We start from the raw sequence: 25,297 nt of genomic DNA on the forward strand, positions 1-25,297 counted from the left end.
TTTCGGGCATTTCCCCGCCATTCTATCCATGCCCTCCGCCCCTATCGCGCCTGATCCCTGGATCGTCCTCAAGTTCGGTGGCACTTCGGTGTCCCGTCGTCATCGTTGGGACACGATTGGCCGGCTGGCGAAAAAACGGGCGGACGAGCAGGGCGCGCGCGTGCTGGTGGTGGTGTCGGCGCTGTCCGGCGTCACCAACGAGCTGACCGCGATTGCCGATGGCGCGGCCGACAGCGCCGAGCGTGTCGCGAAACTGGAGCAGCGCCACCGCGAATTCGCCGTCGAACTGGAACTGGACGCCGACGCGGTGCTCGGTACCCGGCTGGCGGCGTTGCGCGATTTGCTGGCCGATTCGCGCGTCGCGGCCCGCAGCCTCGACTGGCAGGCCGAGGTGATGGCGCAGGGCGAATTGCTGTCCTCCACGCTGGGCGCGGCCTACCTGAAATCGCAGGGACTGGACTTCGGCTGGATGGACGCACGCCACTGGTTGCAGGCCAGCATCCTGCCCAACCAGAGCGCGTGGGCGCAGCGCCTGTCGGTGTCCTGCGCGACCGCGCCGGACCAGGACTGGCGGCGCGCCTTTGCCGCCCAGGACTGCGCGATGCTGCTGACCCAGGGCTTCATCGCCCGTCACGGCGATGGCGGCACCGCGATCCTGGGCCGCGGCGGCTCGGATACCTCGGCGGCCTACTTCGGCGCGCTGCTGGGCGCGCGCCGGGTGGAAATCTGGACCGACGTGCCCGGCATGTTCAGCGCCAACCCGCGCGAAGTGCCGGATGCGCGCCTGCTGACCCGGCTGGATTATTACGAAGCGCAGGAAATCGCCACCACCGGCGCCAAGGTCCTGCATCCGCGCTCGATCAAGCCGTGCCGCAACGCCGGCGTGCCGATGGCGATCCTGGATACCGAGCGTCCGGATCTGCCGGGTACCAGCATCGACGACAAGGCCGCGACGGTTCCCGGCGTGAAGGCGGTGAGCCGGCGCAACGGCATCGTGCTGGTGTCGATGGAAGGCATCGGCATGTGGCAGCAGGTCGGCTTCCTGGCCGACGTGTTCGCGCGCTTCAAGAAGCATGGCCTGTCGGTGGACCTGATCGGTTCGTCGGAAACCAACGTCACCGTGTCGCTGGATCCCAGCGAGAACCTGGTCAGCACCGACGTGCTGGCGGCGCTGTCGGCGGATCTGGCCGAAGTGTGCCGGGTCAAGGTGATCGCGCCGTGCACCGCGATCACCCTGGTCGGCCGCGGCATGCGCTCGCTGCTGCACAAGCTGTCGGATGTGTGGGCGATGTTCGGCCGCGAACGCGTGCACCTGATTTCGCAGTCGTCCAACGACCTCAACCTGACCTTCGTCATCGACGAGGCCACCGCCGACGGCATGTTGCCGGTGCTGCACGCGGCGCTGATCGACAGCGGCGCGATGCCGACCGACGAGACCAGTGTGTTCGGTCCGAGCTGGCGCGAGATCAACGGCGCGATCCGCCGCCGCGGCATGCCGTGGTGGCAGGCGCCGAAGGAACGCGAACGCCTGCTGTCGCTCGCCGGCGTCGGCACCCCGCGCTACGTCTACCACCTGCCGACCGTGCGGGNCGCGCGCTGGCCGGCATCGCCGCCATCGATCGCCGCTTCTATGCGATCAAGGCCAACTCGCATCCGGCCGTACTGCGCGCGATCGCCGGCGAGGGCTTCGGCCTGGAATGCGTGTCGCAGGGCGAACTGGAGCGCGTGTTCGCGGAAGTGCCTTCGCTGGCGCCGCAGAACGTGCTGTTCACCCCCAGCTTCGCGCCGCGGGGAGAGTACGAATTCGCGCTGTCGCGCGGCGTCATCGTCACCCTCGACAACGTCGAGGCGCTGCGGAACTGGCCCGAGGTGTTCCGTGGTCGCAAGCTGTGGGTGCGCATTGATCTGGGACGTGGCGATGGCCATCACGACAAGGTCAAGACGGGCGGCAAGACCTCCAAGTTCGGCTTGCCGCTGGCGCGCCTGGACGAGTTCCTCGCCGCCGCGCGCGCGCTCGACATCCGCATCGTCGGCCTGCATGCGCACCTGGGCAGCGGAGTGGAGACGCCGTTGCACTGGAAGCAGGTCAGCGACGAGCTGGGCGGGCTGGCCGATCAGATCGGCACCATCGAAAGCATCGACATCGGCGGCGGATTGCCGATTCCTTACGCGGCCGAGGACGAGCCCTTCGATCTGGAGTCCTGGGCGACCGGGCTGGCCGAAATCAAGGCCGCGTATCCCGCCTATCAGCTGATCATCGAACCGGGCCGCTACCTGGTGGCCGAATCGGGGGCGCTGCTGACCCATGTCACCCAGGTGGTGGAGAAGCAGGGCATCCGCAGGGTTGGCGCGGACGCAGGCATGAACGCGCTGATCCGCCCGGCGCTGTACGACGCCTGGCACGACGTGGCCAATCTGAGCCGGCTGGGCGACACGCTGGAGGACAGCTTCGACGTGGTCGGCCCGATCTGCGAATCCAGCGACGTGTTCGGCAAGCGCCGGCGCCTGCCGGCGGCGACCGCCGAGGGCGACGTGCTGGTGTTCGCCGATGCCGGCGCCTACGGCTTCTCGATGGCCAACACCTACAACCTCCGCGATCTGCCGGCGGAGGAAGTGCTTGACGAGGCCGTGGGCGATGAAACCGCGCGCTGAGTTCGTGCTGACCACGGCGGTCATCGCGCTGGCGCTGGCGATCATCGCCTTCGTGGCGATGCTTCACCAGTGGAATGTCTCGCAATGGCCGGCCGGAGCACTGGAGGCGCTGAAATGGGCGCCAGCGGCGTTCTTCGCCGCGTTGCTGGGGGCGTTGGGCACCACGGCCTGGCATCGCCGCGCACTGGCGCGCCAGCGGCGCTGGTCGGCTGGGGGCATGACCCTGCGCACGCTGCTGTTGTCCTATCTGGCGTTCCCGCTTTTGCTGGGTGCGTGGGTCGCCGCCGTATCCGCCGGCGACCAGCTCTGGGCGGCCAGCCCGGCACCGGTGGAAGACAGCCTGTCCTGGCTGCCGCTGACCATGCTGCTGTTCACCGTGTTCGCCATCGTGCTGGGCGCGGTGCCCGCTTTCATCCTCGAATACTTCGTCAGCCGCCGTTACCTGCGCCGGCAGGCGGCCGTCACCACAGGTTCCGCATGAGCAATTTCGATCGTTCCTCCATCCGCTGTTTCCGGTTCGTCCGCTGTTCCCTCGATCCGGAAACCGGCGTCGCGCGCCTGGTCTACGCTTTCGACGACGGTCCCGAACTGATCGAGACCGTCACTTTCCCCGGCGCCCCCTTCACGTTGGACACGCAACGGGCGCAGGCCGCGCAGCAGGCGCTGCGGCTGCTGCACCTGCTGACCGGCGTGAGTTACTACAAGGCCGCGGTGCCGCCGGAAATCCGCATCGACGACTACGCCATCGACGCCGATACCGCGGCGATGATGGAAGAGATCTACGTCAATGGGCTGGGCGAGTTCGCCTACCGCAACGGCCTGGACCTGCATGGTCGGGTGCGCTTTCCGATCGGCAAGACCGAGCCGGATGCGCCCGCACCGGCGCTGGGCCTGCGCCGGCACGCGCTGGTCGCGATCGGCGGCGGCAAGGATTCGCTGGTCAGCATCGAGGCGTTGCGCGGCGCGGGCGTCGGGCAGACCGTCACCTGGGTGGGTGGTTCGCAGCTGATCGCCGCCTGCGCGGCGCGCACCGGTCTGCCGACCTTCAACCTGGGGCGCGCGCTGGCGCCGGAACTGTTCGAGTACAACCGGCAGGGCGCCTGGAACGGCCATATCCCGGTCACCGCGATCAATTCGGCGATCATGGTGCTGGCGGCGCTGCTGCAGGACGCCGACCAGGTGGTGTTCTCCAATGAGCGCTCGGCCAGCTACGGCAGCGTCATCCCCGGCACCGGCGAAGTGAACCACCAGTGGTCCAAGGGCTGGCGCTGCGAGCAGTTGCTGGGCGACTACGTGCAGCGGCACGTGGCCGCGGACCTGCACTACTACTCGCTGTTGCGGCCGCTGTCCGAACTGGCGGTGGCGCGGCAGTTCGCCCGCACCGATCATTACGACGCGCATTTCTCCAGTTGCAACCGCAACTTCCACATCCTCGGCGAGCGCCCGGTGAACCGCTGGTGCGGCGTCTGCCCGAAGTGCCACTTCGTGTTCCTGGCGCTGGCACCGTTCATGCCCAAGCCGCGCCTGGTCGGCATCTTCGGCCGCAACCTGCTGGATGACCCGGGCCAGATCGGCGGCTTCGACGCGCTGCTGGAATACCAGGACCACAAGCCGTTCGAATGCGTCGGCGAAGGCCAGGAATCGCGCGCGGCGATGGCCGCGCTGGGCGAACGCCCGGAATGGCGCGAGGACGCGCTGGTGGCGCGTTTCAACCGCGAAATCCGGCCGCAGCTGGATCCGGCCGAACTGGCGATCGCGCCGCTGCTGGAAGTGGGGGGCGAACACCGCATCCCCGCCGCGCTGTGGGAGCGACTGCGTGCGAATTTCGCAGCTTGAGGGACGCCGGGTCGCGTTGTGGGGCTGGGGCCGGGAAGGCCGCGCCGCGCATGACGCGATTCGCGCGCGACTGCCCGCGCTGCCACTGACGCTGTTCTGCGGCACGGGCGAGGCCGATGACGCCGCCGCGCTCGGCGACGGGCAACTGCGCATCGTCACCACGATCGATGCGGACGCGCTGTCCGCCTTCGAGATCGTGGTGAAGTCGCCGGGCATCAGCCCCAACAAGCCCGAGGCACTCGCCGCCGCCGCGCGAGGTACCCGCTTCATCGGCGGCACCGCGCTGTGGTTCGCCGAACATGCCGGCGCCGACGGTGTCGCCGCGCATACCCTCTGTGTGACCGGCACCAAGGGCAAGAGCACCACCACGTCATTGCTGGCCCACCTGTTGCGCGCGGCCGGACATCGCACCGCGCTGGCCGGCAACATCGGCTTGCCGCTGCTGGAAGTGCTGGAACCGCGGCCGGCGCCGGAGTACTGGGCCATCGAACTGTCCAGCTACCAGACCGGCGATGTCGCCGCCAGCGGCGCGCGCCCGGACGTGGCGGTGGTGCTGAACCTGTTTCCGGAGCATCTGGACTGGCATGGTAGCCAGGCGCGCTATGTCGAGGACAAGCTGGCCCTGGTGACCCGCGCGCATCCGCGCGTGGCTGTGCTCAACGCGACCGATCCGCAACTGGCCACGTTGTCGCTGCCGCACAGCGAGATCCACTGGTTCAACACGCCGCGGGGCTGGCACCTGCGCGGCGACGATCTGTACCGCGGCGAGCAGCGGGTGATGGATACCACCTCGGTGCCGGTGCCCGGCCGGCACAACCGCAGCAACCTGTGCGCGGTGCTGACCGCGCTGGAAGCGGTGGGCATCGATGGCGCCGGGGTCGCCGCGGCGGCGCGGGATTTCCGGCCGTTGCCCAATCGCCTGCAGACCCTGGGCGAACGGGATGGCTACACCTATGTCAACGACTCGATCAGCACCACGCCGCACGCGAGCCTGGCGGCGCTGGAATGCTTCGCCGGCAAGCCGATCGCGCTGTTGGTCGGTGGCCATGATCGCGGCCTGGAGTGGGAAGGATTCGCCGCCCGCATGGAGCACGACGCGCCACGGGTGATCGTCACCATGGGTGCCAACGGGCCACGCATCCACGCGTTGCTGGCGCCGCTCGCGGCGGCGGGCCGCTTCGTTCTGCTGGCGGCGGAAAGCCTGCCGGATGCGATGGCGCAGGCACGCGCGCATCTGTCCGCGCCCGGCGTCATCCTGCTGTCGCCGGGCGCCCCCAGCTACGGTCCGTATCGCGACTACGTGGCGCGCGGGCGTCATTTCGCCGAGCTGGCGGGGTTCGACCCGGCGCTGATTTCGGCGATTCCCGGCATCGGCATCGCCTGAGTACAACAGGTCCGCCACTGCACACTCGCGGCGCCCGGACCGGCGTACACTCCGCCGGTCTTTCCTTGCAAGGAACTGTCATGCGTCCGTTGTCCGTACTGGCGGCCCTGCTGGCCGCGTTGTGGGTATTCCCGCTGCTTGCCGCGCCGCAGGCCAAACCGCTGGAATGGAAAGTCGGCAAGCAGACCTTTTCCGGTTTCCTGGTCTACGACGACGCCAGCAAGGAACAGCGTCCTGGCCTGCTGATGGTGCCGGATTGGCTGGGCGTGACCGACGATGCGGTGGCCAAGGCCAAGCAGGTCGCCGGCGACGACTACGTGGTGCTGGTAGTCGACATGTACGGCAAGGGTGTGCGGCCGCAGAACCCGGACCAGGCATTGGCCCAGGTCAAGCCGCTGTACGCGGATCCGGCGACGATGCGCGCGCGCATGGACGCGGCGCTCGCGGCGCTGAAGGGGCAGGCCGGCAAGGCACCCGTGGATGCCGCGAAAATCGGTGCGTTCGGTTTCTGCTTCGGTGGCTCGTCGGTGCTGGAACTGGCTCGCGGTGGCGCCGCGGTCTCCGGCGTGGTGAGCTTCCACGGCGGCCTGGACACGCAATCGCCGGCAAAGGCGGGTATGGTGAAGTCGCCGATCCTGGTCCTGAATGGCGCCGAGGATCGTGGCACCGCACCGCACATCGCGGCGTTCGAGAAGGAAATGAACGAGGCGGGCGCCGACTGGCAGTTCGTCAACTTCAGCGGCGCGGTGCACTGCTTCGCGCTGGAGAATGCCAACCGGCCGCCGGGCTGTGTCTACAACGCGCGCGCGGCCAAGCGCGCCTACCGGATGATGGATGACTTCTTCGAGGAAGTGTTCGGCGACTGATCCTGTGCCACCGCGATCGCGTTGGCGATCGCGGTGCGCGCCTGCGGGCTGTTGCGCCAGCAGGTGGTGCCCAGCATCGCCGCAATCTGCGCGTTGATGTCCGCGGGCGTGGCCTGGGCCAGATCGGCGAGGGTGTGGTAGCCGATCTGTTCCAGTCGCGCGATCACGGTGGGACCCACGCCGTGCGCGGCCAGCAACCGTTCCCGCTCGTGCGTGGCGAACGGCATCAGTGGCTGCGTTCGACCGCGTAGCGGGCCAGTCCGCGCAATGCGGCGACGGCTTCGTTTTCGGCCAGGCCGTCCAGGCAGCGCTCGGCGGCATCGGCGTATTCGCGTGCGCGCCGCTGGCTGTATTCCAGCCCGCCGGTCGCGTGGATGGCCGCCAGCACTTCCGGCATCGCCGCGGCGTCGCCTTCCTGCACGATCATGCGCAGGCGGGCGGTGGTCGCGGCATCCGAATGACGGATGGCGTGGATCAGCGGCAGGGTCGCCTTGCCTTCGGCCAGATCGTCGCCCAGGTTCTTGCCCAGGTCGGTGGCGTCGGCGGTGTAGTCCAGCACGTCGTCGGCGATCTGGAAGGCATAGCCGAGGTTCATGCCGTAGTCGTAGAGACGCTGCTGGGTCGCGGCGTCGACCCGCGACGCCAGCGCGCCCAACTGGGTACCGGCGGCGAACAGCACCGCCGTCTTGCGCTCGATGACGCGCAGGTAGGCGGCTTCGTCGGTATCGGGGTTGTGCACATGCAGCAACTGCAGCACTTCGCCTTCGGCGATGCGGTTGGTGGTGTCGGCCAGGATCCGCATCACGTCCATGCGGTCCAGTTCCACCATCAGCTGGAAGCTGCGCGAATACAGGAAGTCGCCGACCAGCACGCTGGGCGCGTTGCCCCACAGCGCGTTGGCGGTACTGCGGCCACGGCGCAGGTCCGACTCGTCCACCACGTCGTCGTGGAGCAGGGTGGAGGTATGGATGAACTCGATGATGGCGGCCAACTGGTGGTGATCCGGCCCGATCGCGCCGGTGGCCCGTCCGGCCAGCGCCACCAGCATCGGGCGCAGGCGCTTGCCGCCGGCCGAGACGATGTGGTCCGCGATCTGGTTGATCAGCACGACGTCCGAGGCCAGCCGGCGCCGGATCAGGGCGTCGATGGCGGCCATGTCCGCCGCGGCGAGGGACTGGATCTGGGGCAGGGCCAGGGCGGAACGCGGGGATTCGACGACGGACATGGGAAATCGGGCAGGGAAGTGCCTGAATTATAAGGCGGGCGGGACGGGGAATTCCTACAGGACGTCACGGAGCCACCTGATGGTCAGGCCGGCATGGGTATACTTCACTGGTCCATGCCCGCGTCCGGCGGGCGATCACTAACGGAAATCAGCGCTATGGCCCGCGGCATCAACAAAGTCATCCTGGTCGGCAATCTCGGCAACGACCCCGAAACCAAGTACACCCAGGGAGGCATGGCCATCACCCGGATCAGCCTGGCCACCACCAGCGTCCGCAAGGACCGCGACGGCAACCAGCAGGAACGCACCGAATGGCACCGCGTGGTGTTCTTCGGCAAGCTGGGCGAAATCGCCGGCGAGTACCTGCGCAAGGGCAGCCAGGTGTATGTGGAAGGCTCGCTCCGCTATGACAAGTACACCGGCCAGGACGGCGTGGAGAAGTACTCCACCGACATCATCGCCGATGAAATGCAGATGCTGGGTGGACGCGGCGAAGGCGGCGGTGGCGGTGGCGGCATGGACCGCCCGCAGCGCCCGCAGCGGCAGGAATATTCCCAGCAGGCCCCGCGCCGGCAGGCCCCGGCCCAGCAGCCCGCGCCGATGGACGACTTCGCCGACGACGATATTCCGTTCTGAGACGGCCCCGGCGTTCAGGCGATGCTTCGGGAAACCCGCCAGCTGGCGGGTTTTCTATTTTCGGCGCTTCCCGGGCTACGTTTCCTCGTGATGCCCTTTTGGCGGCCCCGATCACTACAATCTTCATGTGTGCGCCAGGATGGCGTGCCGGCAGGGCTTTTTTTGCTGCGGCAGGGCCGTCGGAAAGGCATGCGAAGAAGATGCCGCCCGACCGATGTCCCGCGGAACAACAGAACTGGACGAGGTGAGAGATGACGACATGGCTGGTAACCGGCGGGGCCGGTTTCATCGGGGGCAACTTCGTGCTTCGTGCCGTTGCCGATGGCATCCGGGTGGTCAATCTCGATGCACTGACCTACGCCGGCAACCTGGACACGCTTTCCTCGCTGGCAGGCAATGCCAACCATGTCTTCGTCAAGGGCGACATCGGCGATTCGAGACTCGTTGCGTCCCTGCTGGCGGAACATCGGCCGGAAGCCGTCCTGAACTTTGCCGCCGAGAGCCACGTGGATCGTTCGATAGACGGACCCGGCGCCTTCATCCAGACCAACGTGGTCGGCACCCTGGGCCTGCTGGAAGCCGTCCGTGATCATTGGCGTTCGCTGCCCGACGGGGAGCGGGAGCGTTTCCGCTTCCTGCATGTGTCCACCGACGAGGTCTACGGTTCGCTGGGTGAAACGGGAAGGTTCACGGAAATCACGCCATATGCGCCGAATTCACCCTATTCGGCCTCGAAGGCCGCATCGGATCACCTGGTGCGCGCATTCCATCACACCTATGGATTGCCGACCCTCACCACCCACTGCTCCAACAACTATGGCCCTTACCATTTCCCCGAAAAACTGATCCCCCTGATCATCCAGCGTGCACTGGCGGGTGAACCCCTGCCGGTCTACGGTGATGGCCAGCATGTCCGGGATTGGCTGTTCGTCGGCGACCATTGCTCGGCCATCCGCGATGTCCTGTTGAGGGGACGGGCGGGCGAGGCCTACAACGTTGGCGGGAACGCGGAGCGCCGGAATCTCGACGTGGTGGAAACCATCTGCCGCCTGCTCGACGAGCGTCATCCACGGGCCGATGGCAAGCCGCGCAGCAGCCAGATCAGATTCGTGGCGGATCGCCCCGGGCACGACCGCCGCTACGCCATCGACGCATCCAAATTGCGCGACGAGCTGGGGTGGGAACCGCAGCACACCTTCGAACAGGGCATCGCCGAAACCGTGGACTGGTACCTGGCGAACCAGGATTGGGTGAATCGCGTGCTGGACGGGAGTTATCGTCTGGAACGCATCGGCACCGCAGCTTGAGCAGGAAACCCGCATGAGCACACGCAAGGGCATCATCCTGGCCGGTGGGACCGGCACGCGCCTGTATCCCATCACCCAGGCCATCAGCAAGCAGTTGTTGCCCGTCTATGACAAACCAATGATCTACTACCCGCTCAGCGTGCTGATGCTGGCGGGAATCCGCGAAGTCCTGATCATCAACACGCCGCACGAACAGATCCTGTTCCGCAACCTGATCGGGGATGGCTCGCAGTGGGGGATGCGGATCGAGTATGCCGTGCAGCCCAGTCCGGATGGATTGGCGCAGGCATTCCTCATCGGCAGTGATTTTCTCGCCGGCGGGCCCAGTTGCCTTGTCTTGGGCGACAACATTTTCCACGGGCACGGTTTCAGCCAGATTCTCAAGCGCGCCGACGCGAGGACGGAAGGCGCGACCGTGTTCGGTTACTGGGTGCGGGATCCGGAACGCTATGGCGTGGCGGAATTCAATGCCGATGGAACCGTTGTTGGAATCGAGGAAAAACCTACGAAACCCCGTTCGAATTATGCGGTCACCGGCCTTTACTTCTATGACGGCCGTGCCAGCGAATATTCCGCTTCATTGCGGCCGTCACCGCGTGGCGAACTGGAGATCACCGATCTCAACCGACGTTATCTGGAAGACGGCAGCTTGCACCTCGAACCGCTGGGACGCGGATACGCGTGGTTGGATACAGGTACCCACCAATCGCTGCTCGAAGCTTCCACGTTCATCGAAACCATCGAGGCCAGGCAGGGTCTGCGTGTGTGCTGTCCGGAGGAGATCGCCTACCGCAACGGCTGGATTGACGGCGAGCAATTGCGCCGCCTGGCGGCGCCGCTGGCGAAGAACGGTTACGGCGAATACCTGCTGGCGCTGCTGGAACGGGGGATTGTCCCTTGAAGATTGTCGAGACTCCGTTGCCGGGCTGCGTCGTGATCGAGCCCACCGTTTTCGGTGACGATCGCGGCTTCTTCTACGAAGCATGGAATGCCGAGCGGTTCGGCAAGCATGGCCTGCCCGCCAGATTCGTGCAGAGCAACATATCCTCGTCTTCCCGGGGCGTGCTGCGTGGCCTGCACTATCAATGGCCGAATCCGCAAGGGAAGTTGGTCAGCGTGCTGGAGGGCGAGGTATATGACGTCGCGGTGGACATCCGCAGGGGCTCGCCGCATTTCGGGCGTTGGACGGCAGTGATGCTGAGTGCGGAGAACAAGCGTGAATTCTGGATTCCGGAAGGATTTGCGCATGGCTTCGCCGTTCTTTCCGAGCGGGCGATCTTCAGCTACCTGTGCACGGCTACGTACGACAAGGCCAGCGACGCGGGCATCCGCTGGGACGATGCCAGCATCGGCATCGACTGGCCGATCCATGATCCCGTGCTTTCAGACAAGGATGCGCGCATGCCTTTCCTGGATGAGATGAAGCCTGAACAGCTGCCTCCGTTTGCTGCATGACGAGGATCCTGTTGCTAGGCGCCAACGGGCAGGTTGGCCATGAGCTGAAGCGCAGCTTGGCGCGGCTGGGAACGATCATTCCGACCACCCGCACGGGCGTGCTGCCGGGAGGCATGCCTTGCGAAGCTGTCGACTTTGATCGGCCAGCCTCTCTGCCTGGGCTGCTTGGGCGGCTGCGTCCCGGACTGGTTGTGAACGCGGCCGCCTATACGGCGGTGGACCGTGCCGAGGATGATGTCGACGCCGCCTGGCGCGCCAATGCGGAAGCGCCGGCGATGTTGGCGAGCTATTGCGCGAAGCATGGCGTTCCGCTGGTCCACTACTCCACGGATTATGTGTTCGACGGCACGCGTGAACGAGCGTATCGAGAAGAGGATCCAACGGCGCCGCTGGGCGTGTATGGCGCGTCCAAGCGTGCGGGGGAGGAAGCGATTCTCAGGTCCGGAGCACCGCACTTGATTTTCCGGACCGCATGGGTCTACGGGGAACGTGGTAGCAACTTCCTGTTGACGATGTTGCGGCTGGCCAGGGAGCACGACGAACTGCGGGTCGTGTCTGATCAGCGGGGCACACCCACGCCGGCAGGGATGATCGCCGACGTGACTTCCGAAGTCATCGCCAATCATCCACAGGAACGTGGACTGATACACCTGACCGCCGCCGGCGAAACCAGCTGGCACGGATTCGCCGAGGCCATCATGGCCGGTGCGCATCGCCGCGGACTGATTCCGCGCCTGCCGCGGGTGCTGCCGATTCCTTCTTCCGCCTATCCCACGCGGGCTTCGCGCCCGGCCTATTCGCGGCTGGATACCGGAAAACTGGAAGCGCTGCTGGGCCGGCCGATGCCCGCCTGGGAAACCGGATTGGAAGCGGTACTGGATCACATTTCCCCCGATTTGCCGTTAGACTCCCTGTAATCCGGCTTCTGCCGGATTCAACCATGGGGGAACAATGAAAATGGGGAAATGGAAGTGGGCCGGCGTCGCGGCCGCGATGGGGATGTCGTGCGCCGCGCAGGCGGTTGAATTGATCCCGGTGCAGGATTTCGTCAAGCATCCGACCTACAGCAGCGTGAAGATTTCGCCCAATGGCGAATATCTGGCGATGACCGTCGACCGGGGCGACCAGGATGTCCTGACCGTGCTGCGGACCAAGGACCTGAGCATCGTCAAGATCAACCAGCTGCCCGAAGAAAAGAGCGTCGGCAGTTTCTACTGGACATCGCCGGATCGCCTGCTGTTCAACTCGATCAAGAAGATCGGCAGCTATGCGCGGCCGTTCGGCACCGGTGAATGGTATGCCGTCAATGCCGACGGTTCGCAGCCGCGGCCGCTGATTTTCTACGGCACCCGCGATGCCACACAGCGCGGCAAGCAGGTAGGCAACGAAAGCTTCGACCTGCTGGACACGCTGAAGGATGATCCGGACAACGTCATGATGACCGCGATGTATGCAAGGTCCTCCACCGGCGCCGGAACCGAAATCGTGCTGATGGACACGTTGAGCGGACGTCGCAAGTCGCTGGCGCGCGCGCCGCGCGACGACTGCGGTATCGCGTTGGACGAGAAGAAGGAGCCGCGCTTCGCGGTCTGCTACGACCGCTATGACGAGGAAGGCAATTTCTCCGACGCGCACAACGAACTGTATCGGCGCGACGCAAGTGGCAAGTGGACGCTGATCAACAGTTCCAAGGCCAGTGGCAAGCGCATCGAAATCCTCGGCACCGCAGCGGACGGCACCGTCTACGCGACCCAGGGCGACGGCAAGAAACCGTCGGCGTTCGGCACCCTCAACACCAGCGATGGCAGCTTCACGGTGCTGCACCAGGATCCGGTGTCGGAAATCTCCACGCTGATCCAGGCCGCCGACGGCGACACCGTGATCGCGACGGTCACCGAGGCCGGCGCGCCGCAGGTCAAGCTGATCAACGAGGACCATCCGGACGCGGAGCTGTACGCCTCCCTGGCGGCGGCGTTCCCGGGCCAGTTCGTCGACTTCGCCAGCGCCACCCAGGATGGCAAGAAGATCGTCGTCTCGGTTCGCAGCGATGCCAACCCGGGCGAGCTCTACCTGTATGACCGCGACACCGGCAAAGCCCGGTTCCTGATGAAGAACCGCCAGTGGCTCGACGCCAGCAAGATGGCCTCGGTCAAACCGGTCAGCTTCAAGTCCCGCGATGGCCTGACCATCCATGGCTACCTGACCATCCCCAATGGGTCCGACGGCAAGAACCTGCCGATGATCGTCAACGTCCACGGTGGTCCGATGGGCCCGCGTGACGACTGGGGCTTCCAGTTCGAGAACCAGATGTTCGCCAACCGCGGCTACGCGGTGCTGCAGGTGAACTACCGCGGTTCCGGCGGCTTCGGCAAGGCGTTCGAGGAAATGGCCTACGGGCAGTGGGCCGAGGGCATCATGAACGATATCCTCGACGGCACCCACTGGGCCATCCAGCAGGGCTATGCCAACAAGGATCGCATCTGCATCTACGGCGGCAGCTTCGGCGGCTATGCCTCGATGATGGCGCCGGCACGCGAGCCGGGGCTGTACAAGTGCGCGTTCGGCTACGTGGGCAATTACAGCGCCGCGATCCAGATGAAGCTCAGCGACACCAGCAAGCGCGAGGACGGCATGAAGTACCTGATCCGCGCCTACGGCAGCACCAAGGCCGAGCAGGACGCGATGTCGCCGATCAACCACGTCGACAAGCTGAAGCTGCCGATCTACCTGGCCGCCGGTGCGCGCGACGCGCGCTGCCCGCCGGAACACACCGAGGCGATGGCCAAGGCGCTGACCGCGGCCGGCAATGCGCCGCAGGGCGTGATCATCCAGTCGGGCGAAGGACATGGCTTCTACAAGGAAGAGAACAACCTCAACCTGTACAGCAAGATGCTGGATTTCTTCGCCCAGCACATCGGAGGCAAGGGCGCGAGCCAGTAAGGTCGTTCGACTCGCGAGCAATACCAGGACGGCGCCTCGCGGCGCCGTTCTTTTTTCAGTGCACCCCGTGCATCATCCGCCGAAGCAGCGGCGAGAACAGGAGGGCGATCAGGCCGCAACCCACGCCGATTGCGGTCATCAGCCAGAACAGGTCGGCATAGCGTCCGGCCGCGTCGGCGACAACCAGGCTGCCGCCCTCGGGGACCTCGATCGCGGCGAGTTTGCCGAACTGTGCCGCCAAGGCTTCGGAGAAGGCGGTGGCGAGGAACCAGGTGCCCATCATCAGGCTGACCACGCGCGGGACCGACAACTGGGTCACCGCCGACAGGCTCACCGGCGACAGGCACATCTCGCCGATCTCCAGCACCAGGTAGGCCAGCACCAGCCACCATACGCTGGCCATCTGCCCGCTCTCGCCAACCAGATGGGCGGCCCAGGCCAGCGGAATGAAGGACAGCCCGGCGATGATCAGGCCCAGCGACAACTTGAACGGTTTCGACGGATCCCGCCCGCGTTGGCCCAGCCAGGCCCAGAGCGCGGCGAACATCGGCGCCAGCAGCACCAGGAACAGCGCGCCGAGATAGGTCAGCGAGCCGGCGGTCTGCGGCAGCACCACGCAATCGCGCAACAGGAAAACCAGCATCAACACCACCACCGCGATGAACACGGCACGCGGCGCGGAGGAGCCGGGATCGCGATCGGACAGCCGCGCGGCAATCACGAAACCCAGCGGCGCCAGCAGCAGCGACCAGGTCGACCAGGGCGCGCGCGCCAACAACGTGATCGCATCCGTACCCCAGTGTCCGCTCCAGTTCACCGCCAGGGGGGCCTGCACCAGTGCGGGGACGACATCCTTGGTCAACAGGCGATCCGTGAAGGTCACCCATGAACCGTAGGTCTGCTCGTAGAGGGTGAAGAAGATCAGCGCCATGAAGATCAGCGCCATCAGCGCGAGCATCTGTTGCCGCTGCACCGGCGTGCACTGGGTCGACAGGAACCAGCCGAACCACGCCAGCACGCAAGCCAGCACCGCCAGCATCAACAGCAGCGCCAGCGAGATTTCGCCGCCCAGCGAGAACGCGCCGTTGGCGGCGGCCCACATCAGCCATGCCACCGGTAGCACGCCCAGCAGCGCGCCGAGGTAGATCAACCACTCGCGCGGGATGCCGGCGACGCGCTCGCGCAGTCGTTCGGGTGCGGCTGGTTCGGCATGGCCGTGCAGGTACTTCTGGCCCCACAGGAACATGCACAGGCCCAGCAGCATGCCGATGCCGGCGGCGCCGAAGCCGTAGCGCCAGCCCAGGGTTTCGCCCAGGTAGCCGCAGACCAGCGAGGCGAACAGCGCGCCCAGGTTGATGCCGGCATAGAACAGGCTGAAGCCTGCGTCGCGGCGCGGATCGTTCTGCGTGTAGAGCCGGCCGACGATGGTAGAGATGTTGGGCTTGAGGAAGCCCACGCCCATGATGATCAGCGCCAGCGACAGATAGGTGATGCGCAGCGAGCCCTCGTCGCGAACGACGCCGCCGTCCACGTAGGTGGCGGCATGGCCCTCGAACGCCATGCCGACATGGCCGGCAACCAGCAGCAGGCCGCCGAACACCACTGCCTTGCGCATGCCCAGCCAGCGATCCGCCAGCACGCCGCCGATGACCGGGATGCAGTACACCAGTCCCCCGTAGGCACCCAGGAGATCCAGGCCGGCCTTGTCGCCGAACAGGTGGTACTTGGTCAGGTAGAGCAGCAGCAACGCCTTCATCCCGTAGAAGGAAAAGCGCTCCCACATCTCGGTGAAGAAGCAGATATAGACGCCCTTGGGATGGCCGAGGAAGTCCTCGCGGGCGGGCAGGGGCGTGGCGGAAACGGAGGCTTGGGCCATGGGCGGACGGGCGATGCGGAACCGGCCGAGTATAGCCACGCGGACCTTTCCGGCTGGACTTGCCGGGGCGTAGCCGATAGTTTGTCGGGCTTCTGTATCCCCGGAACCGCGTCATGAACCAGGCTGCGACGCCTCAACTTACCTTCCGTGCCGTGCTGCTGGCCGTCGTGCTGGCGGTCGTCCTGTCCGCCGCCAACGCCTACCTGGGCCTGTTCGCCGGCCTGACCATCGCCACCGCCATCCCGGCCGCGGTGGTGTCCATGGGCGTGCTGCGGGTGCTGGGAGGCGGCTCCATCCTGGAGAACAACATCGTCCAGACCGGCGCCTCGGCCGGCTCGTCGATCGCCGCCGGCGTCATCTTCACCATCCCGGCGCTGGTCATCATGGGCTACTGGCCGGACTTCAAGTACTGGTGGGTGCTGGGCATCGCCGGGCTGGGCGGATTGCTGGGCGTGCTGTTCTCGGTGCCGCTGCGCCGTTCGATGATCGTCGAGGATCCGCTGCCGTTCCCGGAAGGCAAGGCCGCTGCGGAAGTGCTCAAGGCCGGTGACAACCCCGGTCCGGGCCTGAAGATCCTGGCCCTGTCCGGCGTGATCGGCGCGGTGGTCAAGCTGGCCGCGGCCAGCGGCCTGCGGATGATTCCGGATACCTGGACCCAGTCGGCCTACGTCGGCAGCTCCAAGGTCACCGCCTTCCTTGGCACCAACCTGTCGCCGGCGCTGCTGGGTGTGGGCTACATCGTCGGCTTGAACGTCGGCATCGTGGTGCTGTCCGGCGCGGTGCTGTCCTGGCATATCGCCATCCCGCTGTACCAGGCGTTCTTCATCGGTTCGGATCCGGATCTGGCGGCCTCGATCGCCAACGCCGCCTCGGCCGATGCGGCGTTCGCCATCTGGGGCGCCAAGGTCCGATACCTGGGCGTGGGCGCGATGCTGGTCGGCGGCGTGTGGACGCTGTTCTCGCTGCGCAAGTCGCTGCTCAAGGGCATCAAGAGCGGCTTTGCCGCGGCGCGTAGCAGCGGTGCCGGTGGCCAGGCGCTGCTGGAGACCGAACGCGATCTGCCGATGAAGTGGATGCTGGTGGCCCTGGTGGTGTTCACCCTGCCGCTGCTGGGCCTGTACCAGGCCATCGTCGGCCAGTGGCACGTCAGCGTGCCGATGACCTTGATCATGATCGCGGCCGGCTTCCTGTTCGTGAGTGTGTCGGCTTACCTGGCCGGCTTGATCGGTTCCTCCAACAACCCGGTTTCGGGCATCACCATCTCCACCATCCTGTTCGCCTCGGCGGTACTGGTGCTGTTGCTGGGCAAGAGCGGCATGTCGCCGGTCGGAGCCGGCGGCGCCCCGCTGGGCGCGGTCGCGGCGATCATGATTGGCGCGGTGGTGTGCTGCGCCGCGGCAGTGGGCGGTGACAACCTGCAGGATCTCAAGGCCGGCTACCTGGTCGGCGCGACTCCGTGGAAGCAGCAGTTGATGCTGGGCATCGGCGCGTTCTCCTGCGCGCTTATCATGGCGCCGGTGCTGAACCTGCTGGCGCAGGCCTACGGCATCGGCGCGCCGACCCCGGAGCATCCCAATTCGCTGGCCGCGCCGCAGGCCAACCTGATGGCGTCGGTGGCGCGCGGCCTGTTCGGTGGCGAACTGCCGTGGGCAATGATCGGCATCGGTGCGGTGGTCGGTGCGCTGGTGATTGCGTTCGACGAATGGCTGAAGTCGCGCAAGGCCCGCTTCCGCGTGCCGGTGCTGGCCGCGGCGATCGGCATCTACCTGCCGCTGGAATTGATGGTGCCGATCTTCCTCGGTGGCCTGCTGGCGCACCTGGTGGAGCGTTTCCACAAGGTCCGCGCCGACGACGAGGAAGGGCGCGATCGCGTGCATCGCCCGGGCGTGCTGTTCTCGGCCGGCCTGATCACCGGCGAAGCGCTGATGGGCATCGCCATCGCGATTCCGATCGTCGCCTCGGCCCGCGCCGACGTGCTGGCGCTGCCGGAAGCCTGGCACTTCAGCCAGTGGATCGGCCTGGCCGTGCTGGCGGTGGTCGGCTGGCTGCTGTACCGGACCGGCCAGCGCGGCGAAAAGGCCTGAAACCGGCGCCTGGCCGCGCCACGGCGGCGCAGGGGCATGACCTCATGCCTTTGCGCCGGGCCGCCGTATCGGCCTAACATCGGGGTTTTCCTGTTTGCCCGGAGCCCCGGATGAAATTGCGTCTCGCCGTACTGCCCCTCTGCCTGCTGGCGACCCTGCCGGCACTTGCCGCCCAGCGGGGCCTGGACATCCGCGATCTGGCCGCGCTGGATCGCGTCTCCTCGCCGACGCTGTCGCCGGATGGCCGCGCGGTGGTGTTCGCCAAGCGCCAGATCGACAAGGAACTGACCAAGGCCGGCAGCGCGCTGTACGTGCGCAACCTGCTCACCCGCGACATGGCGCCGCCGAAGCGGCTGACCCCGGAAGGCTGGAACGTCAATTCCCCATCCTTCTCGGCCGATGGCCAGACGGTCTACTTCCTCAGCGGCAAGTCCGGCAGCCAGCAGCTGTACGCCATCCCGACCAGCGGCGGCGAGCCGCGCCAGCTGACCGGGTTCGCGCTGGACGTGGGCAGCTACAAGATCTCCCCGGACGGCGGCCGCGTCGCCTTCAGCGCAGACACCTTCGCCGACTGCAAGGCCGACTTCGCCTGCACCCAGAAGAAGCTTGAAGCCACTTCCGCGAAAAAGAACACCGGCGTGCTGTTCGACAACATGTTCGTGCGCCATTGGGATACCTGGGCCGATGGCCGTCGCAGCCGCCTGTTCGTGGCCGCCTTGCCGGCCACCGGCGCCCAGCCGGTCGCCAGCGCGACCTCGCTGACCGACAGCCTGGATGGCGACGTGCCTTCCAAACCCTTCGGCGGCGCCGATGAATACGCCTGGGCGCCGGATGGCAAGTCGCTGGTCGCCAGCCTGCGCGTGCAGTCCAAAGGCGAGCCGTGGTCGACCAACTTCGATCTGTATCGCTTGTCCGCCGACGGCCAGGGCATGCCGGCCAACCTGACCGCCGCCAACCCGGCCTGGGATACCGGCCCGGCATTCAGCGCCGATGGCAAGACTCTCTACTACCGCGCGATGAAGCGCCCCGGCTTCGAAGCCGATCGCTTCGCGCTGATGGCGATGGATGCCGCCGGCGGCGCGGCGCGCGAAATCGCCGCGGACTGGGATCGTTCCGCCGACGGCATCACCCTCTCGGCCGACGGCAAGCGGATCTACACCACCGCGCAGGACATGGGCGAGCATCCGCTGTTCGTCGTCGACATCGCCAGCGGCAAGGCGGAGAAGGTGATCGGCAACGGCAGCATCTCCGCGTTCGAGATCGCCGGCGACACCCTGGCCTTCACGCGCAATTCGCTCAAGAGCGGCGACCAGCTGTTCACCACTTCGCTGGCCGGCGCGCCGGAACGCGCGATCACGTCCAGCGCGCAGGACATGCTGAAGGACGTGTCGTTCGGCGACTTCGAGCAGTTCAGCTTTAAGGGCTGGAACGACGAGACCGTGCACGGTTACGTGGTCAAGCCGTACAACTACCAGGAAGGCAGGAAGTATCCGGTCGCGTTCCTGATCCACGGCGGCCCGCAGGGCAGCTTCGGCAACGGCTGGAGTTATCGCTGGAACCCGCAGACCTACGCCGGCCAGGGCTACGCGGTGGTGATGATCGACTTCCACGGCTCCACCGGTTACGGCCAGGCCTTCACCGACGCGATCAGCCAGCATTGGGGCGATCGCCCGCTGGAGGATCTGCAGAAGGGCTGGGCCGCGGCGCAACAGAAGTATTCCTTCCTCGACGGCAACAAGGCCTGTGCGCTGGGCGCCAGCTACGGCGGCTTCATGGTCAATTGGATAGCCGGCAACTGGAACCAGCCGTGGAAGTGCCTGGTCAACCACGACGGCGTGTTCGACCAGCGCATGATGGGCTACTCCACCGAGGAGCTGTGGTTCACCGAGTGGGAGCAGGGCGGCACGCCGTACGCGGTGCCGGCCAACTACGAGAAGTTCAATCCGGTCAACCACGTCAAGGACTGGAAGGTGCCGATGCTGGTCGTGCACGGCCAGCTCGATTACCGCATTCCGGTCGAGCAGGGCCTGGCGGCGTTCACCGCGCTGCAGCGCCAGGGCATCAAGTCGCAGTTCCTGTACTTCCCGGACGAGAACCACTGGGTGCTGAAGCCGCAGAACAGCGTGCAGTGGCATGACACCGTCAACGCCTGGCTGAAGCAGCACATCGGCCAGTGACGCACGCAGGGCGCGCCGCGATCGCGGCGTGCCCTTTTTTCGTGCCAGGGAAACGGCTGGGCCGGGGGCACGCTTTCATCACCAGGGGAGACATACCGGATGGCGGCAGCAGGCACCGGCGGCGCACTCATCACCAACGACATCATCGTGTTCGGCCTGATCGCGGCCACCCTCGGCGCGATCTTCTGGACCTCGAGCAGCGAGAACCGCTTCCTGCGCAAGTTCTACGGCTTCGTGCCGGCGCTGCTGCTGTGCTACTTCATTCCCGGCGTCTACAACACCATCGGCCTGATCGATGGCGAGAACACCAAGCTCTACAACCCGGTGGCGCGCGACGTGTTCCTGCCGGCCGCGCTGGTGCTGCTGACCCTGAGCATCGACCTGAAGGGCATCCTCGGCCTGGGCTGGAAGATGCTGGTGATGTACGTCGCCGCGGTGCTGAGCATCATGCTGGGCGCGGTGGTGGCCTTCAAGCTGATGGGCTGGTTCCATCCCGAAACCGTCGCCGGCGACACTTGGGCCGGCATGGCGGCGCTGGCCGGCAGCTGGATTGGCGGCGGTGCGAACATGCTGGCGATGAAGGAGATCTTCGAGGTCAACGCGACCACTTTCGGCCAGTTCGCCGTGGTCGATGTCGGCGTCGGCTACGTGTGGATGGCAGTGCTGATCTTCTTCGCCGCCCGTGCGCCCGCGCTGGATCGCCATAGCGGAGCAGACACATCGGCCATTGACGAGCTGCGCGAGCGCATCGCCAGCTACCAGGCACAGCATGCACGCATTCCCACGCTCACGGATCTGATGGTGCTGGGCGGCGTTGCCTTCGGCACCGTGGGCCTGGCACATGCGGTCGCCGCGCCGCTGGCGGACTGGTTCGCTGCCAACGTCGCATGGTCACCGATGGTGAGCCTGGACAAACCGTTCGTGTGGGTGGTGCTGCTGGCGACCTTCGCCGGTCTGCTATTGAGTTTCACCCGCATGCGCACGCTGGAAGGCGTGGGCGCGTCCAAGTGGGGCTCGCTGTTCCTGTATTTCCTGATCGCCTGCATCGGCATGCAGATGGATCTGCTGGCGCTACTGGAACGTCCGTGGCTTTTCCTGCTCGGCGTGATGTGGATCGCAGTGCATATCGTGCTGCTGTGGGGCGTTGGCAAGCTGCTGCGCACGCCGTTCTTCTATTTCGCGATCGCCTCGCAGAGCAATATCGGCGGTCCGGCTTCGGCACCGGTGCTGGCCACCGCGTTCCATCCGGCGCTGGCGCCCGTGGGCGTGCTGCTCGGCACGCTGGGCTACGCCACCGGTACCGGCGCGGCCTATCTGGTCGGCATCATCCTGCGCGCGATGGCGGGGCAGGGATAGCCGGAGGCCGCCGGCCATGCGGATACTGGACCCATGAAAAAACACGGCGGCCATCAGGCCGCCGTGTTTTTTTCAGGGGTATCGCGTTTCAGTTCAGCGGGCAACCCTGGTTGTTGTAGGCATCCAGGGTGGCGGACAGCGAGATCATCACGTCGCGATCGCCACTGTCCAGCGCGAAGGTGACCTGCTGGATCACCTGGGCGGTGGTCAGCGGGAAGTCCACGCCCGACGATGCCGCGTTCAACAACGATGCCACCGCCTGCTTCAGCAGGATGCGCTCGCCGCCATCCACGCCCGGGCCGCCCTGGAAATTGAGCGCGGTCAAGAAGGTCACGTCGGGCGCACTGCTGCCGAAGTAGCTCTGCAGTGACGTGTTGATGGTGAACGGTGCCGGCCAGGAATCGTGGTGCTTCTTGACCTTCCAGTAGCCCAGCGTGCAACCCTCGAAGCCGGTCTGATCCGGCGTGGAGTAGCAGAAGCTGGCGCGGCTGATGTGCGGATACGGATTGTTGGTGAGGATGGTGAATCCCGGCGCGGCGGGCAGGTGCAGTCCGGCGTCGCTGGTGACCGGCGGATCGTAGCTGTAGAGAACGCCGCCGTTGTCGTCGCTGATCGACACGCTGTGGATGGATTGCCCGGTGCTCAGCTGCTCCCAGTACAGCAGCCAGCCGCTGGTGGATTCGAAATGGATGGTATCCACGGTCAGGACACCGTCGGTGTGCGCCTGCACGCCGTCCGGCAGCGGATTGATGACCAGTTCGCTGAGGATGCCGGCGGTATCGAAGTCCTTGCAGCTCAGGCCGACGTCGACCGGCGTCGGCGTGCCGATGGTACCGGTGGCGTGGGCGGGCATTGACAGCACCAGGCCGAGCGCGGCGGTGGCGGTGACGGTGGACAGGAACCTGCGGAAGGATGTGAGCGTGCGCGCCGGTTTGCGGCGGGACGGTGCATTCATGGCGAACCCCTTTGGCGTCGAGTGAAACGGCGGCTACGCGGCGCGCAGTTCCGTTGGTGACTGGGGAAACGCCGGGCCGTCGGCGATACGGCCAGCGCATGTCGGTTCAGCCGATGAGCGGTCGATGGAAACAGAAAGGGCGGGACCTGATGGTCCCGCCCCGGCCGGGAACGGAAATGGCCTCAGCAGCAGCGGAAGCCGCTCCTGCCGCCGTAGCGCGCCTCCTGGCGCTCGCGGAAGAACGTCCGGTAATCCATGATCTCGCGATCCGGATGCTTCTCCAGCATGTGCCGGACATAGTTGTCGTAGTCCGGCACGCCACAGCACAGTCGCGCCGTCTGCACCAGCCGGCGCCACACCCGGCGGTGCATCTGGTAGTGGCTGACGGGAACGAGCGCGGTACCCATCACAGGTTCGCCAGTTGCTGCGGATCGACCTGCACGTAGGGCGTCTCGCGATCGGTGCGGACCGTGCTGCGGCGCGCGGCGAGGATGGTCTTGATCGAGTAGATCAGGATCGCCGCGACCACGAACAGGAACAGCGCGGTCAGGCCGGTGTTGACGTAGGCGTTGACCACGATCTTGTGCATCTCGCCCATGTTCTGCGCCGGCGCGGTGACAGTGTTGGTCGCGATGGCGGCCTGATACTTGTGCGCCTGCGCCAGGAAGCCCTGCGCCGGATTGCTGTCGAAGATCTTCAGCAGGCCGGCGGTGGTCGTGCACAGCAGCAGCCACACCGCCGGAACCGCGGTGACCCAGGCGTAGCGATCGCGCTTCATCTTGAACAGGACCACCGTGCCCAGCATCAGCGCGATGCCCGCCAGCATCTGGTTGGAGATGCCGAACAGCGGCCACAGGGTCTTGATGCCGCCGAACGGATCGGTGACGCCGGTGTACAGCAGGTAGCCCCACAACGCCACGCAGCCGCCGGTGGCGATGATGTTCGCGGTCCAGGACTCGGTGCGGCGCATCGCCGGGACGAAGTTGCCGAGCAGATCCTGCAGCATGAAGCGCCCGGCGCGGGTGCCGGCGTCGACCGCGGTCAGGATGAACAACGCCTCGAACAGGATCGCGAAGTGGTACCAGAACGCCATCGTGTCTTCGCCGGGAAGCACGCTGTGCAGGATCTGGGCAATGCCCACCGCCAGGGTCGGCGCGCCACCGGCACGGTTGAGGATGGTGCTTTCGCCGATGTCCCTGGCCGTGGCCGTGAGCACGTCCGGGCTGATCGCGAAGCCCCATTCGCTGACCTTGGCGGCCACCGCTATCACGTCCTTGCCGACCGCGGCCGGCGGCGCATTCATCGCGAAGTACACGCCCGGCTCGATGATCGAGGCCGCGACCAGCGCCATCACCGCGACGAAGGACTCCATCAGCATGCCGCCGTAGCCGATGTAGGGCATGTGGCGCTCGCTGGCCAGCAGCTTGGGCGTGGTGCCGGAGGAAATCAGCGCATGGAAGCCGGACACCGCGCCGCAGGCGATAGTGATGAACAGGAACGGGAACAGGCCGCCGGTCCAGACCGGGCCCATGCCGGTGCGGGCGTACTCGGTCACCGCCGGCATCTTCAGATCCGGCATCACGATCAGGATGCCGATCGCCAGCGCGACGATGGTGCCGATCTTGAGGAAGGTGGACAGATAGTCGCGCGGTGCCAGCAGCAGCCACACCGGCAGCACCGAGGCGATGAAGCCGTAGGCGACCATCATCCAGGTGATGGATTCCTTGGAGAAGGTGAACGCCGGCCCCCAGGTGGGATCCGCGGCGACCTTGCCGCCCAGCCAGATCGCGCCCAGCAGCAGGAGCAGGCCAACCACCGAAATCTCGCCGATCCGGCCGGGCCGGATGTAGCGCATGTAGATGCCCATCAGGATCGCGATCGGCATGGTCGCGGCGACGGTGAACATGCCCCACGGACTTTCGGCCAGTGCATTGACCACCACCATCGCCAGCACCGCCAGGATGATGATCATGATCAGGAAGGCGCCGAACAACGCGATGGTGCCGGGAATCGGCCCCATTTCCTCGCGCACCAGGTCACCCAGCGAGCGCGCGTCGCGGCGGCTGGAAATGAACAGCACCATGAAGTCCTGCACCGCGCCGGCCAGCACCACGCCGACCACCAGCCACAACAGGCCGGGCAGGTAGCCCATCTGCGCGGCCAGCACCGGGCCGACCAGCGGGCCGGCACCGGCGATGGCGGCGAAATGGTGGCCGAACAGCACGTGCTTGTTGGTGGGCACGTAATCCAGGCCGTCGTTGCGCAGCACCGCCGGCGTGGCCCGGGTGGGATCCAGTTGCATGACCCGGCTGGCGATGAACTGCGCGTAGAAGCGGTACGCGATCAGATAGATCGAGACCGCCGCGGTGACGATCCAGATCGCGTTGATGTGCTCGCCCCGGCGCAGCGCGACCGTGCCCAGCGCGAATGCACCGAGTACGGCCAGCGCCGCCCAGCCGAGTTTCGACAGACCTTTCATGAATCCACCCTCCACGGAGACTGCCGCTAGAGTCCTCCGATGCCGGGGGAGGGTCAATCCGTAAGCCGG

19 protein-coding genes and 1 pseudogene are annotated in these 25,297 nt (G+C 66.3%); 14 read left to right on the forward strand and 6 right to left on the reverse strand.

Features of this window, described 5'->3' with window-relative positions:
• Window positions 1–28 precede the first annotated feature (28 nt).
• The 5 genes and pseudogenes from ACTJI2_RS02635 to ACTJI2_RS02655 all read left to right on the forward strand — a co-directional run bounded on the left by ACTJI2_RS02635 (window position 29) and on the right by ACTJI2_RS02655 (window position 6,738).
• A pseudogene (locus ACTJI2_RS02635) lies at window positions 29–2,652 on the forward strand (bifunctional aspartate kinase/diaminopimelate decarboxylase).
• On the forward strand, window positions 2,636–3,133 hold the full coding sequence (locus ACTJI2_RS02640; RefSeq protein ID WP_440840996.1) for a hypothetical protein: 498 nt from the start codon (window positions 2,636–2,638) through the stop codon (window positions 3,131–3,133). Before ACTJI2_RS02635 ends, ACTJI2_RS02640 begins: the two are co-directional and overlap by 17 nt.
• Window positions 3,130–4,488: a UDP-N-acetyl-alpha-D-muramoyl-L-alanyl-L-glutamate epimerase gene (gene murL, locus ACTJI2_RS02645; protein WP_440840997.1), complete on the forward strand. Its 1,359-nt coding sequence runs from the start codon at window positions 3,130–3,132 to the stop codon at window positions 4,486–4,488. Before ACTJI2_RS02640 ends, murL begins: the two co-directional genes overlap by 4 nt.
• Window positions 4,469–5,872: a UDP-N-acetylmuramoyl-L-alanine--D-glutamate ligase gene (gene murD / locus ACTJI2_RS02650; protein WP_318288671.1), complete on the forward strand. Its 1,404-nt coding sequence runs from the start codon at window positions 4,469–4,471 to the stop codon at window positions 5,870–5,872. Before murL ends, murD begins: the two co-directional genes overlap by 20 nt.
• An 80-nt stretch (window positions 5,873–5,952) precedes the next feature.
• On the forward strand, window positions 5,953–6,738 hold the full coding sequence (locus tag ACTJI2_RS02655; RefSeq protein ID WP_192197410.1) for a dienelactone hydrolase family protein: 786 nt from the start codon (window positions 5,953–5,955) through the stop codon (window positions 6,736–6,738).
• On the opposite strand, the gene ACTJI2_RS02660 is transcribed toward ACTJI2_RS02655, so the two are convergent.
• The gene (locus ACTJI2_RS02660; protein ID WP_440840998.1) at window positions 6,693–6,965 is read right to left on the reverse strand and encodes a helix-hairpin-helix domain-containing protein; all 273 of its coding nucleotides are present in this window, start codon (window positions 6,963–6,965) and stop codon (window positions 6,693–6,695) included. The genes ACTJI2_RS02655 and ACTJI2_RS02660 overlap by 46 nt on opposite strands.
• A complete protein-coding gene (locus tag ACTJI2_RS02665) occupies window positions 6,965–7,963 on the reverse strand; it encodes a polyprenyl synthetase family protein (RefSeq protein WP_440840999.1) in 999 nt (332 codons plus the stop codon). The genes ACTJI2_RS02660 and ACTJI2_RS02665 overlap by 1 nt, the downstream gene beginning before the upstream one ends.
• A gap of 156 nt (window positions 7,964–8,119) precedes the next feature.
• Between ACTJI2_RS02665 and ACTJI2_RS02670 the strand changes: the two genes are divergently transcribed.
• The 6 genes from ACTJI2_RS02670 (at window position 8,120) to ACTJI2_RS02695 (ending at window position 14,301) form a co-directional block, all read left to right on the forward strand.
• Complete coding sequence (locus tag ACTJI2_RS02670; RefSeq protein WP_192197413.1) at window positions 8,120–8,599, forward strand: single-stranded DNA-binding protein; 480 nt, start codon at window positions 8,120–8,122, stop codon at window positions 8,597–8,599.
• Between the two features lie 251 nt (window positions 8,600–8,850).
• On the forward strand, window positions 8,851–9,906 hold the full coding sequence (gene rfbB, locus ACTJI2_RS02675) for a dTDP-glucose 4,6-dehydratase (RefSeq protein ID WP_440841000.1): 1,056 nt from the start codon (window positions 8,851–8,853) through the stop codon (window positions 9,904–9,906).
• 13 nt (window positions 9,907–9,919) lie between these two features.
• Window positions 9,920–10,807: a glucose-1-phosphate thymidylyltransferase RfbA gene (rfbA, locus tag ACTJI2_RS02680; protein ID WP_440841001.1), complete on the forward strand. Its 888-nt coding sequence runs from the start codon at window positions 9,920–9,922 to the stop codon at window positions 10,805–10,807.
• The gene (rfbC, locus tag ACTJI2_RS02685; RefSeq protein WP_440841002.1) at window positions 10,804–11,361 is read left to right on the forward strand and encodes a dTDP-4-dehydrorhamnose 3,5-epimerase; all 558 of its coding nucleotides are present in this window, start codon (window positions 10,804–10,806) and stop codon (window positions 11,359–11,361) included. The genes rfbA and rfbC overlap by 4 nt, the downstream gene beginning before the upstream one ends.
• Window positions 11,358–12,278, forward strand: a complete 921-nt coding sequence (gene rfbD, locus ACTJI2_RS02690) for a dTDP-4-dehydrorhamnose reductase (protein WP_440841003.1) — start codon at window positions 11,358–11,360, stop codon at window positions 12,276–12,278. Before rfbC ends, rfbD begins: the two co-directional genes overlap by 4 nt.
• A gap of 40 nt (window positions 12,279–12,318) precedes the next feature.
• On the forward strand, window positions 12,319–14,301 hold the full coding sequence (locus tag ACTJI2_RS02695; protein ID WP_440841004.1) for a prolyl oligopeptidase family serine peptidase: 1,983 nt from the start codon (window positions 12,319–12,321) through the stop codon (window positions 14,299–14,301).
• Between the two features lie 55 nt (window positions 14,302–14,356).
• Here the strand turns inward: ACTJI2_RS02695 and ACTJI2_RS02700 are convergent, their stop codons facing one another.
• Window positions 14,357–16,177 (reverse strand): peptide MFS transporter, encoded by a 1,821-nt coding sequence (locus tag ACTJI2_RS02700; RefSeq protein WP_440841005.1) that lies wholly within the window; start codon window positions 16,175–16,177, stop codon window positions 14,357–14,359.
• 113 nt (window positions 16,178–16,290) lie between these two features.
• On the opposite strand from ACTJI2_RS02700, the gene ACTJI2_RS02705 reads away from it, so the two are divergent.
• From ACTJI2_RS02705 to ACTJI2_RS02715, 3 genes are all read left to right on the forward strand, one after another.
• On the forward strand, window positions 16,291–18,261 hold the full coding sequence (locus tag ACTJI2_RS02705) for an OPT family oligopeptide transporter (RefSeq protein WP_183643565.1): 1,971 nt from the start codon (window positions 16,291–16,293) through the stop codon (window positions 18,259–18,261).
• Between the two features lie 110 nt (window positions 18,262–18,371).
• Window positions 18,372–20,438 (forward strand): prolyl oligopeptidase family serine peptidase, encoded by a 2,067-nt coding sequence (locus tag ACTJI2_RS02710; RefSeq protein ID WP_440841006.1) that lies wholly within the window; start codon window positions 18,372–18,374, stop codon window positions 20,436–20,438.
• A gap of 99 nt (window positions 20,439–20,537) precedes the next feature.
• Window positions 20,538–21,794, forward strand: coding sequence for a DUF819 family protein (locus tag ACTJI2_RS02715; RefSeq protein ID WP_203322642.1), 1,257 nt, complete (start codon window positions 20,538–20,540; stop codon window positions 21,792–21,794).
• A gap of 88 nt (window positions 21,795–21,882) precedes the next feature.
• Here ACTJI2_RS02715 and ACTJI2_RS02720 read toward each other — a convergent pair whose 3' ends face one another.
• The 3 genes from ACTJI2_RS02720 to ACTJI2_RS02730 all read right to left on the reverse strand — a co-directional run bounded on the left by ACTJI2_RS02720 (window position 21,883) and on the right by ACTJI2_RS02730 (window position 25,228).
• A complete protein-coding gene (locus ACTJI2_RS02720) occupies window positions 21,883–22,749 on the reverse strand; it encodes a hypothetical protein (protein ID WP_203322643.1) in 867 nt (288 codons plus the stop codon).
• Between the two features lie 182 nt (window positions 22,750–22,931).
• Entirely contained in the window at window positions 22,932–23,156 is a 225-nt protein-coding gene (locus tag ACTJI2_RS02725) for a YbdD/YjiX family protein (RefSeq protein WP_141453696.1), read from the reverse strand.
• Entirely contained in the window at window positions 23,156–25,228 is a 2,073-nt protein-coding gene (locus tag ACTJI2_RS02730; RefSeq protein ID WP_183643552.1) for a carbon starvation CstA family protein, read from the reverse strand. The genes ACTJI2_RS02725 and ACTJI2_RS02730 overlap by 1 nt, the downstream gene beginning before the upstream one ends.
• Between the last annotated feature and the right edge of the window lie 69 nt (window positions 25,229–25,297).

This window comes from Pseudoxanthomonas sp. 22568 (assembly GCF_052044485.1).
GTDB lineage: Bacteria > Pseudomonadota > Gammaproteobacteria > Xanthomonadales > Xanthomonadaceae > Pseudoxanthomonas_A > Pseudoxanthomonas_A beigongshangi.